Annotated in this window: 12 protein-coding genes and 2 tRNA genes; 11 read left to right on the plus strand and 3 right to left on the minus strand. The window is 58.3% G+C overall.

The annotated features are described in order from the left end of the window. Nucleotides 1-15: 15 nt before the first annotated feature. Nucleotides 16-153, minus strand: a complete 138-nt coding sequence (gene rpmH, locus AB1Z34_RS09040; RefSeq protein WP_005511646.1) for a 50S ribosomal protein L34 — start codon at nt 151-153, stop codon at nt 16-18. Nucleotides 154-847: 694 nt separating this feature from the next. Between rpmH and dnaA the strand changes: the two genes are divergently transcribed. The 7 genes from dnaA to AB1Z34_RS09075 all read left to right on the plus strand — a co-directional run bounded on the left by dnaA (nt 848) and on the right by AB1Z34_RS09075 (nt 11467). Next, entirely contained in the window at nt 848-2596 is a 1749-nt protein-coding gene (gene dnaA / locus AB1Z34_RS09045; protein ID WP_070439197.1) for a chromosomal replication initiator protein DnaA, read from the plus strand. Nucleotides 2597-3098: 502 nt separating this feature from the next. Next, the gene (dnaN, locus tag AB1Z34_RS09050) at nt 3099-4289 is read left to right on the plus strand and encodes a DNA polymerase III subunit beta (RefSeq protein ID WP_048731377.1); all 1191 of its coding nucleotides are present in this window, start codon (nt 3099-3101) and stop codon (nt 4287-4289) included. Between the two features lie 9 nt (nt 4290-4298). After that, nucleotides 4299-5498, plus strand: coding sequence for a DNA replication/repair protein RecF (recF, locus tag AB1Z34_RS09055; RefSeq protein WP_048731375.1), 1200 nt, complete (start codon nt 4299-4301; stop codon nt 5496-5498). Nucleotides 5499-5503: 5 nt separating this feature from the next. After that, complete coding sequence (locus AB1Z34_RS09060; protein ID WP_367158232.1) at nt 5504-6166, plus strand: DUF721 domain-containing protein; 663 nt, start codon at nt 5504-5506, stop codon at nt 6164-6166. 289 nt (nt 6167-6455) lie between these two features. Further along, nucleotides 6456-8495 (plus strand): DNA topoisomerase (ATP-hydrolyzing) subunit B, encoded by a 2040-nt coding sequence (gyrB, locus tag AB1Z34_RS09065; RefSeq protein WP_367158233.1) that lies wholly within the window; start codon nt 6456-6458, stop codon nt 8493-8495. 75 nt (nt 8496-8570) lie between these two features. After that, complete coding sequence (locus AB1Z34_RS09070) at nt 8571-9467, plus strand: alpha/beta fold hydrolase (RefSeq protein ID WP_231367162.1); 897 nt, start codon at nt 8571-8573, stop codon at nt 9465-9467. 47 nt (nt 9468-9514) lie between these two features. Then, the gene (locus AB1Z34_RS09075) at nt 9515-11467 is read left to right on the plus strand and encodes an alkaline phosphatase family protein (RefSeq protein ID WP_367158234.1); all 1953 of its coding nucleotides are present in this window, start codon (nt 9515-9517) and stop codon (nt 11465-11467) included. A gap of 13 nt (nt 11468-11480) precedes the next feature. Here the strand turns inward: AB1Z34_RS09075 and AB1Z34_RS09080 are convergent, their stop codons facing one another. Together AB1Z34_RS09080 and AB1Z34_RS09085 are read right to left on the minus strand one after the other, a co-directional pair. Beyond that, on the minus strand, nt 11481-11819 hold the full coding sequence (locus AB1Z34_RS09080) for a hypothetical protein (RefSeq protein ID WP_070851559.1): 339 nt from the start codon (nt 11817-11819) through the stop codon (nt 11481-11483). After that, nucleotides 11816-12043 (minus strand): CopG family transcriptional regulator, encoded by a 228-nt coding sequence (locus AB1Z34_RS09085; protein WP_070429074.1) that lies wholly within the window; start codon nt 12041-12043, stop codon nt 11816-11818. Before AB1Z34_RS09085 ends, AB1Z34_RS09080 begins: the two co-directional genes overlap by 4 nt. Before the next feature lie 169 nt (nt 12044-12212). On the opposite strand from AB1Z34_RS09085, the gene gyrA reads away from it, so the two are divergent. From gyrA to AB1Z34_RS09105, 4 genes are all read left to right on the plus strand, one after another. After that, the gene (gene gyrA / locus AB1Z34_RS09090) at nt 12213-14816 is read left to right on the plus strand and encodes a DNA gyrase subunit A (protein ID WP_367158235.1); all 2604 of its coding nucleotides are present in this window, start codon (nt 12213-12215) and stop codon (nt 14814-14816) included. Between the two features lie 4 nt (nt 14817-14820). Then, nucleotides 14821-15153: a DUF3566 domain-containing protein gene (locus AB1Z34_RS09095; RefSeq protein WP_367158236.1), complete on the plus strand. Its 333-nt coding sequence runs from the start codon at nt 14821-14823 to the stop codon at nt 15151-15153. A 203-nt stretch (nt 15154-15356) separates the two neighbouring features. Continuing rightward, nucleotides 15357-15430, plus strand: a tRNA-Ile gene (locus AB1Z34_RS09100). A 31-nt stretch (nt 15431-15461) separates the two neighbouring features. After that, nucleotides 15462-15534: transfer RNA gene (locus AB1Z34_RS09105), tRNA-Ala, on the plus strand. The last annotated feature ends 178 nt before the right edge of the window (nt 15535-15712 follow it).

Genomic DNA, 15712 nt, shown 5'->3' on the forward strand with positions numbered 1-15712 from the left:
TCGGTGTCCTCTTGCTTAAGCGGACAGGCGGGCACGGCCCTTGCTGCGGCGTGCTGCCACAACGGCGCGACCGGAACGGGTACGCATACGGGTACGGAAGCCGTGCACGCGTGCACGACGGCGGTTATTCGGCTGGAACGTCCGCTTCGACACGGTTGACACTCCTTGAAACTCAAACGACCACGAGTCCACGCTGAACACACCGCAGTAAACTCCTCGCTTCGAGTGCGAGGCAGCGATGCGTCTGACGCATTCCCGTGATGCACGGAAAAATTACTTACCGACAGATTGAAAGCTACATGCGTTCTGTCGGGTCCAAGCACAAGCTCGGACTCATATCTCAATGGATATGAAACACCCAGATAGGTTACGTCGAATCGAGCGAGAAATTCAAATCAACACGCCGGATTTACCTGGAGAATCATTTTCCAAGTTTTCCGACGGTACCGATGTTGACCTGTGGAAATACTGACCTATGCACTGCAATCCACAGGGCGTTTATCCCATCAGCTGTGGATAACTTCCACACCATGAATCACAGCGAGCAGGGGAAATAACATGTTTACCTAGGTAAACGCAGACTAGGGGGCTATTTTTCATTGTGGGCAAACTGTGGATAAACTGTTAGTCAATTAGCGACAAGGTTTATCCACAGGTGTGGACAAACATGTGGAAGTCCTGCTCGGGGCGTATAGCACCTTGTGTAGAAACACCCCACAGGGCGAATTACAATAAATAGCCCCCAAATGGGCAGATATGGCGCTCTCGCCATGCCAAAAACACTCCACAAAAACAGGTCGCCTCGATAAATTTGATGAACGTAAACATGTAAAAGGACATTCACACAGTGAGCGAACAACCAGAATTGCCAGGTGGACTCTGGGAGCAGGTCGTTTCTATCCTGACTTCACCAGAAGGTGCGCCGGAGTTGGGCATTGCACCACTACGCCCGCCACACAAGGCACTGCTGCGGTCAGTGACGCACACTGGTGACTTTCCAGGTTTTTTCCTGCTCAGCACTCAATCGCCAGTGGTGCAGGCACTGGTAAAAGAAGAGCTCAAGGGCATTATCGAGGCCGTCTTAGCCTCGCTGACCGGCGAGGAGTTGGAAACGGTCATCACCGTTGCCGATCCTGCTGACGACGCTGAAGATAGCCAGGCAGCAGAGACCACTCAACCATCTGCACAGCACTCGGGGCAGATGCCATCTGCAGCTTCGCGTTCGCAGCAAGCTCAGCGTCAACAGCCAAACCAGCAGCACCAGCAGCAGTCTGGCCGTAACTACCCGTTCCCCAGTGCAGATACGAACGACTTCAATCTCCACGAGCAGCACCAGGGATCGACGCAGACGCCACAGGTGTCGCAGACGCACCAGCCGAATGTCCATAATCAGCAGAGTGCCCAGTCACAACGCCGATCGATGGACGCCGTAGATTCGATGGCCCAGGGGCTTTCGCACTCATCTGCCGAGAATCCGATGACTATTGCTGATCAGCGCCAGGTCACAAGTCCTTTCCGTTCCGAGAGCCACGGCACTCCAACCGAGATGAGCATGCCTTTCGAGGAGCCCACCCTCAACCCGAACTACACCTTCGAGACCTTCGTTATTGGTCCGCAGAACAAATTCGCCGCCGCAGCCGCCGTCGCTGTTGCAGAGTCTCCGGGGCGCACCTACAACCCGCTGTTTATCTCCGGCGGTTCGGGTCTTGGCAAGACGCACCTGCTCCACGGCATTGGTCACTACGCCAAGCATTTGTACCCTAACCTGCGGGTTCGTTACGTTTCCTCGGAAGAGTTCACCAACGACTTCATTAATTCCGTGCGTGACGACGCCCAGGAATCCTTCAAGCGTCGCTACCGCGATTTGGACATGCTCATCATCGATGACATCCAGTTCTTGGAGGGCAAGGAAGGTACACAGGAAGAGTTCTTCCATACGTTCAATGCCCTGCACCAGTCCAATCACCAAATTGTGCTGTCGTCGGACCGCCCACCACGCGAGCTTAAGACCCTGGAGGATCGCCTTCGTACCCGCTTCCAGTGGGGGCTCAATCCGGATCTGCAATACCCGGACTTGGAGACGCGAATCGCAATTCTGTCGAAGAAGGCACAGCTGTCTGATTTGGTCGTTCCGCATGATGTACTCCAGTACATCGCGGAGAACACCTCGTCTTCTATTCGTGAGCTCGAGGGGCGTCTACTGCAGATTAGCGCTCACGCATCCATGATTCATGAGCCTGTGACCTTGAAGTTTGCGCAGGAGATCCTCGGTGCCGACGAAATCGAGGTGCAGATTACCCCGGAGATCATCATCTCCACCACGGCTGAGTACTTCGACCTAACGGTTGCGGATTTGGTGGGCCCGGGTAAGACTCGCCCGGTCGCTCATGCACGCCAGATTGCGATGTACTTGACGAGGTCCTTCACTGAGCTTTCGTTGCCGTCGATTGGCCGGGAGTTCGGAAATCGTGACCATTCGACGGTTTTGCACGCTGAACGCAAGATTGTTAAGGAAATTCAGGAGAAGAAGCCCTCAAAGGACCAGGTCAACGACCTGACTACACGCATTCGAGACCGAGCTCGCGGCACGGCTTAAAAACCTTGGGCTCGGCGTGCGGAATTCTTGTTATTAACTGCGGTTTTTCCGTGCACAGAGCTGTGGACAACTCGTAAATTTTGTGGATGAAAGATGAAGCCCGAACACTATCCACAGACACCCCAAGTTATCCACAGTTAGACGCACTGGTTATCCACAGTGCGAAATCAGTGAAGACCAGCGGGAATCATGTAATTTCACAATGTGCACACCCCCTATTACTACTCCCGACTTTAAAAATCTCTAGAAACTTCTAGATAAAAGGGGGCCTGCGCACAACCTCTGGCAAGCAACCTCTCGCGCACAACTTCATAAATGCCAAGAACGAGCAAGAACTAGGATTAAGCACTAGACGGACTACAAGAATCCCAGTGAGGTCTTTGGCAGTCTGCAGTAGAGTTGTACGATGGAATCTTTGTAACTCCAGTCATGTGCGCTGACATAGCGTGCTGACAACACAAAAGACGGCTAATAACAGACATCCAATACCGGTGGAGGAACGATGGAGCAGACCGAAGTCCGTATTCGCGCGGCTAAGGACGATCTCGCGGGTGCGGTGAGCTGGGTTGCTCGTAACCTGCCTGCACGCCCGACTCAGCCGATTCTGCGTGGCATGATTTTTCTCGCGGATGACAATGGTCTGCAGCTCGCTGGCTATGACTACGAGGTCTCCACTCAGATTCGTATTAGCGCAGAGGTCGATGAGCCCGGTCGCTTCGCCGTCAATGGCAAGTTGGTTTCTGACATTGTCTCTAAGCTGCCGAATAAGCAGGTAGAGATGCACTTTGATGGCACGAAGGTCATCGTTCGCTGTGGTTCTTCCCGCTTCGAGCTGCCAAGTCTGACCTTGGAGGATTACCCGCAGCTACCAGAAGCTCCGGCTGCTACCGGCACTGTCGATGCCGCTCTGTTGGCTGAGGCTATTGGTCAGGTCGCTATCGCTGCCGGCAAGGATGAGTCGCTGCCGATGCTGACCGGCATCCGGATGGAAACCGAAGGTAACGAGGTCACTCTCGCTGCCACCGACCGTTTCCGCCTGGCGGTTCGCAGTTTCGAGTGGGAGCAGATCCCGGAGGGGGAGACCAAGCTGCTCATCCCGGCAAAGACATTCGCGGAGACTGCCCGCACTCTCGATACCACTTCCAGCGAGCCAGTGACCTTGGCATTCGGCGACGGATCCGATGATCGTGAGGTCGGCTCCGAAGGTCTGCTGGCTATCCTCGCCGATCCTCGTCGCACTACCACGCGATTGCTGGACGCCGAGTTCCCGAAATTCCGTCCGCTGTTGCCGAAGCAGCATTCCTCCATGGCTGTTGCTCGTGTTGACCAGCTGCAGGATGCCATCCGTCGTGTGTCCCTGATGGCGGATCACGGTGCGCAGATTCGCATGGACTTCTCCGATGGCCAGGTTGTCCTTTCCGCTCATGGCGACGAGGTCGGTCACGCAGAAGAGACTGTGGCCTGCAACTTCTATGGGGAACCACTTCTGATCGCCTTCAACCCGCAGTACCTGCTCGAGGGGCTCAGCGCTGTTCGCTCCCACCGCGTTCTGCTGGGCTTTACGCAGCCGTCGCGTCCCGCGATTCTCATTCCAGAGCCGGAAGCTATCCCGGAGCTCGGTGAGGACGGCTTCTACCCAACGCCGGAGACCGACTTCACTTACCTGCTGATGCCTGTGCGCCTGCCGGGCTAGTTTGCGGCTATGCACATTCGGTATTTGTCCTTGCGGGACTTCCGCTCCTGGCCGGAGTTGGAAGTCGAGTTCACGCCTGGAATTACCGTATTTACCGGGCAAAATGGCTACGGCAAGACCAATATCGTCGAGGCCGTTGGGTATCTCTCCACGCTCGGTTCGCATCGAGTGTCTACGGATGCTCCGCTGGTTCGTTCGGGGACCCCGTCGGCACGCATTTCGGCGACGGCGGTCAATGATGGCCGCGAGCTGACGGCGCATCTGCTCATCAATCCGCATCGCGCGAATCAAGCGCAGATTAATCGCACGCGGCTGAAGTCTCCGCGGGAGCTGCTGGGAATCGTTAAGTCGGTCTTTTTCTCGCCCGAGGATCTCACGCTGGTCAAGGGCGAGCCCGCTTCCCGTCGCCGATACATCGATGATTTGCTCGCTTTACGACGGCCACTGTCCGCCGGTATCCGCATTCAATATGACAAGATTTTGCGTCAGAAGAATGCGCTGCTGAAGTCGGCGGGCTCGACGCTGCGCCGTGGCTATTCTTCCTCGGAGGGGCAGGCCGCACTGAGCACGCTGGATACCTGGGATGCGCAATTGGCGCAGGTGGGAGCGGCGTTAATGGCTGCGCGCATGGATTTGATCGCCGAGCTTTCCGAGCATGTCAGCGAGGCCTATGCCACGCTTGCCCCGCACTCGCGCCCAGCCACGATTGCCTATGCGCCGAAGGTCGACAGTCTGGATGGCGGGCCATTGCCCAGCGAACCGGAGCTGCTCGAGGCACTGCTGCTGACGAAGATGGCGGAGCGCCGCACCGCGGAGATTGAGCGCGGTTCCTGTCTCGTTGGTCCGCATCGCGATGATCTCAACCTCATTCTCGGCAATGACCCCGCCAAGGGCTTCGCTAGCCACGGCGAGACCTGGTCTTTTGCACTCGCGCTGCGTCTCGGCGCGTACTTTTTGCTCCGTGCCGATGGGCCCGACCCGATCTTGGTGCTTGACGACGTGTTTGCGGAGCTCGACCGGCATCGTCGGGAAGCTCTCATGGAAATCGCGCAGCAGGCTGAGCAGGTGTTGATCACCTCGGCGGTGGGAGAGGAGTTGCCTCAGGCACTGGTCGAGGATTCTTCGGTGACCCATCACACGGTAACGGTGGCGCAGACTGAGCAGGGGCGAATCTCACTGCTGGATGAAAACCCAGTCGCGGAAGAGTGACGGGTATGGTCGAGAACATGGAGCCGGATAACTCACCGGAAGAGGAAAACGACCTGATCAGTGACGCTTTCTTCCGCATGCGCGATGCCGCTAAGGAGGGCGGTCACAAGTTACCGAATCTCCAGCGGCCACCGAAGAAGAAGGGCTCGTGGTCTGGCCTCGATAGCCGTGTGCCTGTGAAGGCCGCGGAGGGGGTCGTTGCGGACGTCGATAAGCAGCGGGCAGCGCAAGCAGTGGTGCGAGATCGTGCCGGTACGGTGATTTCGCCGAGCTTATTGAAGGAGGCGGGGATTCGGCTGTACCGGAAATATGACCGTCGACCTGCGCCGATTGGTGCGGTGCTGAATAAGGCAGTAGTTGATCGCGGTTGGCAGATCCATATTGCCCACGGTGTGATCATGACGGAGTGGGATTCGATGGTCGGCAAAGTTGTCGCGGAACACTCCCAGGTCAAGGAGTTCAAGGACGGCACTTTGGTGGTCGAGTGCCAATCGACAGCATGGGCAACACAGCTGCGGCTAGCACAGCGACAGGTTTTGAAGTCCATCGCGGAACGCGTCGGCGATGGGGTGGTTGAGGAAATTAAGGTGCTGGGGCCGAAAGCGCCGAATTGGCGCAAGGGCAAATTGCACATCGAGGGCCGAGGACCGCGTGATACTTATGGGTAAAGGTCGGTAAACGGTCTACGATTAGCCGTCGGTATGCGTAAAACTGCGAAATTTGGTCCTTTGAGCGCATCGGCTATATCCACAGTAGGGGACTACGTTGGGGTAAGATGGGCAGGAGAATACCGGCAGGCGGTTCTTGAGACGTTATCGACTTCCAAACTAGCCAGACCTATCTAGTAGTCCTATGTAGTTCTGGCTGGCGCTGATAGCGCTTGACCGCCGGCCTATTTTTCGCGCGCTGACGAATGTTGTGCGGGGAGAGAACCAAGAATAGGAGACGCGCCGAACCGTGGCTGCTACCGAACATCAATATGACGCCTCATCGATTACCATCCTCGAGGGCCTCGAGGCCGTGCGTAAGCGGCCGGGTATGTACATTGGCTCAACTGGTGAGCGTGGCTTGCACCACCTGGTGTGGGAGGTTGTAGACAACTCCGTCGACGAGGCGATGGCGGGTTACGCCACCGATGTTGAGGTCACTCTGCTGGAAGACGGCGGCGTTCAGGTCCGCGATAACGGCCGTGGTATTCCTGTCGAAATGCACCCGTCGGGTATGCCGACGGTGCAGGTGGTTATGACTCAGCTGCACGCCGGCGGCAAGTTTGACTCCGAGTCCTACGCTGTCTCCGGTGGTCTGCACGGTGTGGGTATTTCGGTGGTTAACGCGCTGTCGACGCGCATGGAAACCGAGGTCATCCGCGATGGCTACACCTGGTACCAGAACTTCGACCAGGCTGTTCCGGAAGAAATTATCCGAGGTAAGAAGACTCGCGGTTCGGGTACCACGCAGCGTTTCTGGCCGGACCCGGAGATTTTTGAGACCACCGATTTCAAGTTCGACACCATTTCTCGCCGCCTGCGCGAGATGGCGTTTTTGAACAAGGGCCTGACCATCACGTTGGTGGACAAGCGTGTCTCCGAGGAGGAGCTCGAGGCCGAGGCTCTGGCGGAGCAGGCGGAGACCGAATCCGCTGAGATCGCCAAGGATGCGGTTGAGGAGCAGAAGGAGAAGGCAGAGAAGACCACCAAGCCGAAGGAGCGCCGCAAGGTCTTCCACTACCCGAATGGTCTGCGGGACTATGTCGAGACTCTGAACAAGTCGAAGAACATCATCCACCCGACCATCATTTCCTTCGATGCTGCAGGTGACGGCCACGAGGTCGAGATTGCAATGCAGTGGAACTCGGGTTACTCCGAGTCGGTGCACACCTTCGCCAACACCATTAACACCATTGAGGGTGGCACGCACGAAGAGGGCTTCCGTTCTGCGTTGACATCGCTGATGAACCGCTATGCGCGTGAGCACCGCCTGTTGAAAGAGAAGGAAAACAACCTCTCCGGCGAGGACTGCCGTGAAGGTCTCGCTGCCGTGATTTCGGTGAAGGTCGCCGATCCGCAGTTCGAGGGCCAGACGAAGACGAAGCTCGGTAACACCGAGGTGCGTTCCTTCGTCCAGCGCATGACTAATGAACACATCGGTCACTGGCTGGAGGCCAATCCGGCTGAGGCCAAGGCCATTGTTAACAAGGCCATTGCTTCGGCACATGCCCGTCAGGCGGCTCGTAAGGCCCGTGACCTGGTACGTCGTAAGTCCGCGACCGATCTTGGCGGTCTTCCGGGTAAGTTGGCGGACTGCCGCTCGAAGGACCCGAAGCAGTCCGAGCTGTTCATCGTGGAGGGTGACTCCGCAGGTGGTTCTGCAAAGGCAGGCCGAAACTCGCTGTTCCAGGCCATTTTGCCGCTGCGCGGTAAGATCTTGAACGTCGAGAAGGCGCGCCTGGATAAGACGCTGAAGAATAACGAGGTCCAGGCCATTATTACGGCGCTGGGCACCGGTATTCACGACGAGTTCGACATCGAGAAGCTGCGCTACCACAAGATCGTGCTGATGGCCGACGCCGATGTCGATGGTCAGCACATTGCCACGCTGCTACTGACGCTGCTGTTCCGCCTGATGCGTCCGCTGATTGATGAAGGGCACGTCTACATCGCCCAGCCACCGCTGTACAAGCTCAAGTGGGCCAAGGGTGAGCCGGGCTACGCCTACTCCGATGCTGAGCGCGACCAGCTGCTGGAAGAGGGGCTGGCTGCCAACCGCAAGATCAACAAGGACGATGGTGTTCAGCGTTACAAGGGTCTCGGTGAGATGAACGCCGCTGAGCTGTGGGATACCACCATGGATCCGGATCACCGCGTGCTGCGTAAGGTCGCCCTCGAGGACGCGCAGAAGGCGGACGAACTGTTCACCATTCTGATGGGCGATGACGTCGCTTCACGACGTTCGTTCATTACCCGTAATGCGAAGGACGTTCGCTTCCTCGACGTCTAAGCCGGTACCTGGTTTTAGTTTTCGCCTTGTCGGTTCCCCTGACAAAACCTCAGTTCAGCCATTAATGTTTATGAAATGGAAGATACTCGGGGAAGCATGGTCAACGGGGAACCGCCAGTCGAGCCACGTATTGTGCAGGAGACATTGCCAGATGGCTCCGTGACCCCGATGGCGCTTCGGTTTCCCGAAGGTTCGCCTCGGGGCATTGTCGTTATTTGGCCGGGCTTTGGCATGGGTGCTCGCTACTACCGGCCGATTGCCCAAGAGTTACAGCGTCGAGGTTTTTGCGTCCTGACCTCGGAGTTGCGCGGCCAGGGTAACCAGACTGCGGTGGCCACCCGCCGTCACAATTGGGGCTACCAGGATCTCGCATCGGTGGATTACCCGCTGGCCGTGGCGCGTGCCCGCAAGGAGTTTGACCACCTCGCGGCAGGGGAGAAGCTACCCGTCTACTTGCTGTGTCATTCCATGGGCGGCCAGATTGCTTCTCTGTATTTGGCCCGACCGGAAGCGGATGTGGCCGGCGTGGTGATGGTCGGATCCGGCACCCCGCACTATAGGTGTTTTACTGGCAAGGAGTACAAGCGGCTTCGCTACGGCGCACCGTTTATGCAGGTGATGTCCCAGATCCTGGGCTATTGGCCAGCGGGCAGGCTTGATTTGGCCGGCTATGGCCGCCAGGCTCGTAACCATGTGGTGGAGTGGGCGCGGTTCTCGCGCACGGGCTTTCTGCGACCGCGCGGTGCGGATATCGACTATGCCGCTGAGTTGCCTAAGGTGACCACCCCGGCGCTGCTGCTGAACTGTGGTGGTGACCGTGACTGCCCGGAGGCCTCCGCACAGGCGCTGGCACGGATGCTGCCGAATTCGGCAAAGTACGAGTTCATTGAGCAGCGGCTGGGCCACAATCGCTGGGCGCGTGAGCCGCAGGCTGTGGTTGACCGTTTCGAGCGATTTATCGAGGAGAATTAAGCGGCAGTTCGCCGGCTGGTAATCTGCGCTTCTTAACGTAGATGCCTATGGCAACTTCACCTAAAAATATATCTGAGTTTTCCCGTCGACATTTCCTGCAGACTGCCGCAGGAGTCGGTGCCGTCACCGCTGCGAGCACGCTGCTGCCGCCATCATTGCGCCATGCACTCGCGCAGCCCCGACCGGCTGGCTCCCTCGACCAGGTTGAGCACGTTGTCGTGTTGATGCAGGAAAACCGCTCTTTTGATCACTACTTCGGCACTCTCCGAGGTGTGCGGGGGTACAACGACAATTCCGCTTTGCCGGGTGTTTTTAACCAGAGTGGGATTAGCCCGTACCTAATTCGAAACGCTGCGAATCGCGGTGATCTTTCGGTGGAGTACATTGCAAGCCTTCCGCACGGTTGGGAGGACGGGCAGATTGCACTAAACGGTGGACGCTGCAACGGCTGGATTGAGGCTAAGGGCAAAGGCACGATGGCCTGCTATGACCGTCAGGACATCGCGTTCCAATTCGCACTCGCAGAGACATTCACTATCTGTGATGGCTACTTTTCTTCAATGCCTACGTCGACAAGCCCGAACCGTAACTACCTCTTCTCGGGTGATACCAAGAAAGAACCCGGGGGCACCGGCGCAGTGGGCAATGCCGCGTACGCACCGATGCACTCAGGATATAAGTGGCGCACCTACGCTGAGGAGCTCACGGAGGCTGGAATTTCGTGGCGCGTCTACCAGGAGTGGGATAACTACACGGATAACAATCTGGATTTCTTTGCCTCGTTTAGGGATATTGGCCGCAAGGTCATCCGCGAGGCCGGACTGCCAGGGCTCGATCTGACTGGCTTTTATGAGTTGCTTGGGGCGATGGGTGATGGCACGCCGCCGACAGCTGAGCAGCAGGACATGATTGATCGACTGAATGCCGCTGTGGAGAAGCTGCCTGAGGCGGAACGGGATCTCTATGATCGCGCGCTGGACCGCCGCCAGCCGGGCACGCTAACCGACGCTTTCCGACGGGATGTTGAATCCGGGCAGCTGCCAAAGGTCTCCTGGATTGTGCCCTCGGCCGCGGAAAGCGAGCACCCGGGCGCGTCCTCGCCGATTCAGTCGGCGAATATCACCTACCGCCTGTTGGATGCGTTGGCCTCCAACCCGGAGGTGTGGGCCAAGACCGTCTTCCTGATTAACTTTGACGAGTTTGATGGTTACTTCGACCATGTGGTGCCGCCGCTGCCGCCGAAGAATGAGCCCGGGGAGTGGTACCTGGGCAAGCCGAAGGGGCTCGGTTTCCGCGTCCCGATGACTGTCATTTCACCGTGGTCGGTGGGTGGTTTGGTGTCCTCAGAGGTCTTCGATCACACTTCGGTGATCCGTTTCCTGGAGCAAGTCACCGGCGTGAGCTGCGGAAATATCACTGATTGGCGTCGTCGGGTATGTGGTGATTTGGTATCCACACTGGACTTCTCGGCATCTGCGGGAATGCAGCTTCCAGAGCAGCCGGGACCAGCGCCGGAGTTTGTGAAGCGCTGGGAGGCGGAGCCGGCCGGTGACTATCCTGTGCAGGAGTCCGAGCAGGCGACCGCGCTGCCGACACCGTACCGGCTGCACGCCTACCTCAAAGGCGGCAATCTTGTGCTGGTCAATGACGGTTCCCGTGAGGCTGTTTTCGCTGTTTACAGTGGCAATAAGGTGGAGCATCACACGGTGCTCGGTACGTTAGAGCTGCGAATTGGACTCCTGGAGCGCGAACTTACCGTGTGCGGCCCGGACCGCTTCCTGCGTGTATTCAGCAAGACGGCGAAAGAGTTGCCGGAGGTCACTTTGGAGCACGCGGCGGGACGTGTTCTAGTTGGCGGGCAGGACCGGACGGCTGATTATGTCCGTGATGGTTGGTACGAGGTTGAGCTGGCTGAAGGTGAGGCCACGGCGTATTACACGGGCCGGCTGGAGTCCGGCAATCGCATTCCGACCAGCCCGTTTACCCGAAAGAGTGACTAGGCCCTGTCCCCGGCTAAGTGCCGCCTTTGACCAGATCCCACGTCTCTGCGAATGACAGCTCTTCGCCGTTGGTGGTGAGGAGTATGTGTGCAAGTAGTGCGCCCAGTGCGGTGTTGCCAAAACTTAGTGGTTTCACGTGAAACGTTGCGTAAGCGACCGCCTGCGCTGCCGCAGAAATCGCGGGAAAGCTACGGTGGCCAGCAATGACTCCTGAGCTGGCGGCGACAATAGCGCTGATTGTCCATGGTCTCGCAAGTGTAGCGTCGGCCAATTCCGGCACTGTGGCCACCAGTTCATCGGTGGCCGCCAGGATAGCGGCCTCGCTGAGAAGCTGAATCTGGAGCGCGCTCATTCCTGTGCTCCCCGGGGCCTCGGGGAGCACAACTTTCGCAGCAGCGCCATGTCAGTATCAATTACGCTTGCCGTAATTTCCCGAGCCTGACCTTGCTGAAGGGCTCTCGCTGCGGCGGATTCGATGGCGCGAATGGCGGCCTCGTGTTTAGACACGCCCTCCATGTGCGCCAGCAGCGCCAGAGCGGTGTCCTGTTCTTTCGTGAGTCTCAAGGTCATCGCCATCGCATTTGCTCCTTGCTGCCTAGCTTGTGCCGTCTTATTCGTCTCTACTAGGCCTAAAACCCAGATTTGATACCACAATGGTATCGAAAAGTTGCGCACGGCGTCGTAAAGCGGGTTCTAAAGCCTTGTAGAATGGATGCGAACCTCTTTTAAGTAAAGGAAGCAGTCATTGAGCGACGATAACAACAACGACGGCTCATCCTTCGGAAGTGGAGTATTGGGCCACCAGGTTCGCCCGATCGACATCAATGAAGAGATGCAGTCGAGCTATATCGACTACGCCATGAGCGTGATTGTTGGCCGTGCGCTGCCGGAGATTCGTGATGGTCTCAAGCCGGTGCACCGCCGCATTCTCTACGCCATGTTCGACAACGGCTACCGCCCGGAGCGCGGTTATGTGAAGTCCGCTAAGCCGGTTTCGGACACGATGGGTAACTACCACCCGCACGGCGACATCGCTATTTACGTCACCATGGTGCGCATGGCGCAGCCGTGGTCCATGCGCTATCCGCTTGTCGACGGTCAGGGTAACTTCGGCTCCCGCGGTGACGACGGCCCCGCAGCTATGCGTTACACCGAGGCCCGTCTGACGCCGTTGGCCATGGAAATGGTGCGCGACATTCGCGAAAACACCGTCGATTTCCAGCCGAACTACGACGGTCGTACGACAGAGCCGGTTATTCTGCCGTCGCGTGTTCCGCAGCTGTTGATGAACGGCTCCGGCGGTATTGCCGTCGGTATGGCCACCAACATCCCACCGCACAACCTCCGTGAGGTCGCGGATGCCATCAACTGGTGCCTGGACAACCCGGAAGCGGATGAAAAGACCACGCTGGATGCGGTCATGGAGCGCATCAAGGGCCCGGATTTCCCAACTGCCGCCCAAATTGTCGGCGATAAGGGCATCAAGGAGGCCTACACCACCGGCCGTGGTTCGATTCGCATGCGCGGTGTGACCTCGATTGAGCAGGAGGGCACCCGTCAGTCGATTGTCATCACTGAGCTGCCGTACCAGGTCAACCCGGACCGCATGATTGCCAACATCGCGGATCAGGTCAAGGACGGGCGTCTGCAGGGCATTGCCTCGATTGATGACGAATCTGACCTGAAGTGGGGCATGCGTATCGTCGTCAAGCTCAAGCGCGACGCCGTACCGCGTGTGGTGCTGAACAACCTGTACAAGCACTCCCAGCTGCAGACCAGCTTCGGTGCGAACATGCTCGCCATCGTCGACGGTGTGCCGCGTACGCTGCGCATTGACCAGATGGTGACGCTGTATGTCGCCCACCAGATTGAGGTCATTGTTCGACGGACCCAGTTCCGCCTGGACGAGAAGGAAAAGCGCGCCCATATCCTGCGCGGCCTGGTCAAGGCTCTGGATATGTTGGACGAGGTCATCGCCCTGATTCGCCGGTCCGCCACGGTTGATACCGCGCGCACGGGCCTGATGGGTCTGCTCGAAATCGACGAGATTCAGGCTGACGCCATTTTGGCGATGCAGCTGCGTCGCCTGGCTGCTCTGGAGCGCCAGAAGATCATTGACGAGTTGGCTGAGATCGAGCTCGAGATCGCCGACCTGAAGGACATCCTGGCCAAGCCGGAGCGTCAGCGCGCCATCGTCAAGGAAGAGCTGGGCGAGGTCGTGGAGAAGTACGGCGATGACCGTCGTACCCAGATTGTGGCCGCTGAGGGCGACGTCACCGAAGAGGACCTCATCGCCCGCGAAAACGTGGTTGTGACCATTACTTCCACGGGCTACGCCAAGCGCACCAAGGTCGATGCCTACAAGGCCCAGCGCCGTGGTGGCAAGGGCGTGCGCGGTGCGGACCTGAAGCAGGACGACATTGTCCGCCACTTCTTCGTCTGCTCCACGCACGACTGGATTTTGTTCTTCACCAACAAGGGTCGCGTCTACCGACTCAAGGCCTACGAACTGCCGGAGGCCACTCGCGCCGCCCGCGGCCAGCATGTCGCCAATCTGCTGGAGTTCCAGCCGGAGGAGCGCATCGCCGAGGTGCTGCAGATTCAGAGCTACCAGGACAGCCCGTACCTGGTGCTGGCCACCAGCGAGGGCAAGGTAAAGAAGTCCCGTTTGGAGGACTACGAGTCCGCTCGTTCCGCTGGCCTGATTGCCATCAACCTGCGCGAAGGCGACTCCCTCATCGGTGCCCGTCTGTGCTCTGCTGACGATGACCTGCTGCTCGTCTCCGAGCGCGGCCAGGCTATCCGCTTCACCGCCTCCGACGACGCGCTGCGCCCGATGGGCCGCGCCACTGCCGGTGTCCAGGGCATGCGCTTCAAGGGCGACGACAAGCTGCTCAGCATGGTCGTGGTCGAGGAAGAGCACAACCTGCTGGTCGCAACGACCGGCGGCTTCGGTAAGAAGACCAAGCTCAGCGAGTACACCCCGCAGAACCGCGGCGGTATGGGCGTGCTGACGCTCAAGTACGACCCGAAGCGTGGTCCGCTGATGGGCGCCCTGGTGGTCGACAACGACGACGAAATCTTCGCTGTCACCTCCGCCGGCGACATCATCCGCACCAACGTCAACGAGATTCGCGCCACCTCGCGTGCTACTAAGGGCGTGCGCCTGGTCAACCTCGCTGACGGCGTGGAACTGCTGGCTATCGACCGCAACGTCGAGGATGAGGGCGAAGAGACCGCTTCTAAGGTCTCTGAGGCCGGAACCTTGGACGTAGTCCCGAAGCGCACCGGCGCCACCAAGAGCACCGGTGCTGCCGAGTCCGGTGACTCGGAGGCGGAGAAGGAGTAAGCGCATGGCCGAAACTAACTTGGTAGTCGACAAGGTGAGCCCCTGGTCCGCCATGCGCATTACGGCGGCCACTGGTTTCATTTGCTTCCTCGTCTGGCTTGCCGCGGTTGGCCTGCTCTACCTCTTGCTCTCCGGGATGGGATTGCTCACTCCGATTAGTGAAATGGTCGGCGGGGAGGATTCCATCAGCGCGGGTCTCGTCCTTGGCCTGGCGGCCGCTGTAGGAGCGCTGTGGTGGGTGCTGTCGATTGGGCTCATGGCCCTCGGCGCGGTCATCTACAACGCTTGCGGCGGTCTCGTCGGAGGTCTCAAGATTTCGCTTGCCGACGACGACTAGGCTGCCTAGCCTCCCGCTGGCCCCGGTGTCACCCCCGTTCAGTGGCCCCGGGGCCGCGTTGGTTCAGAGGTGTTTTCAGTGATCTGGTTATGGAGTAGCCGTAATGACTACTTAATGACTGCTTTTTAACTCAATATTTAGGCCGCTGACCAGGCGATTTGTGAAGTGTCATGGTTACGGGTTAAGTTATATCTCGTTCCACGGGGCCTATAGCTCAGGCGGTTAGAGCACTTCGCTGATAACGAAGGGGTCGGAGGTTCAAGTCCTCCTAGGCCCACTGCCGAACAAGGTATAATTGCTCGGTGTACGGGGCTTTAGCTCAATTGGTAGAGCACCTGCTTTGCAAGCAGGAGGTCAGGGGTTCGATTCCCCTAAGCTCCACAAGGAACAAAATCCCCCGGTCATAAGGCCGGGGGATTTTTGCGTTTTGGGGATGTAGAAGGGGGGTTAAGTAGCAAAAAGTGGGGTTAAGTAGCAAAAAGTGTGTCCGCTCGGCGTGTTGCGGGGCGGGCACACCGTTTGTTACTTCATGGGGCCTTTTCTGATTCCTATCGAGTGT

It is taken from the genome of Corynebacterium sp. 045007 (assembly GCF_040743205.1).
In the GTDB taxonomy this organism is placed as follows: domain Bacteria; phylum Actinomycetota; class Actinomycetes; order Mycobacteriales; family Mycobacteriaceae; genus Corynebacterium; species Corynebacterium jeikeium_D.

Excerpts from the sequence above, each read along its gene's own strand:
- dnaN (WP_048731377.1), top strand. The coding sequence starts at position 3,099 with ATGGAGCAGACCGAAGTCCGTATTCGCGCGGCTAAGGACGATCTCGCG.
- recF (WP_048731375.1), top strand. The coding sequence starts at position 4,299 with ATGCACATTCGGTATTTGTCCTTGCGGGACTTCCGCTCCTGGCCGGAG.
- AB1Z34_RS09060 (WP_367158232.1), top strand. The coding sequence starts at position 5,504 with ATGGTCGAGAACATGGAGCCGGATAACTCACCGGAAGAGGAAAACGAC.
- AB1Z34_RS09070 (WP_231367162.1), top strand. The coding sequence starts at position 8,571 with ATGGAAGATACTCGGGGAAGCATGGTCAACGGGGAACCGCCAGTCGAG.
- AB1Z34_RS09075 (WP_367158234.1), top strand. The coding sequence starts at position 9,515 with ATGGCAACTTCACCTAAAAATATATCTGAGTTTTCCCGTCGACATTTC.
- AB1Z34_RS09080 (WP_070851559.1), bottom strand. The coding sequence starts at position 11,819 with ATGAGCGCGCTCCAGATTCAGCTTCTCAGCGAGGCCGCTATCCTGGCG.
- AB1Z34_RS09085 (WP_070429074.1), bottom strand. The coding sequence starts at position 12,043 with ATGGCGATGACCTTGAGACTCACGAAAGAACAGGACACCGCTCTGGCG.
- AB1Z34_RS09095 (WP_367158236.1), top strand. The coding sequence starts at position 14,821 with ATGGCCGAAACTAACTTGGTAGTCGACAAGGTGAGCCCCTGGTCCGCC.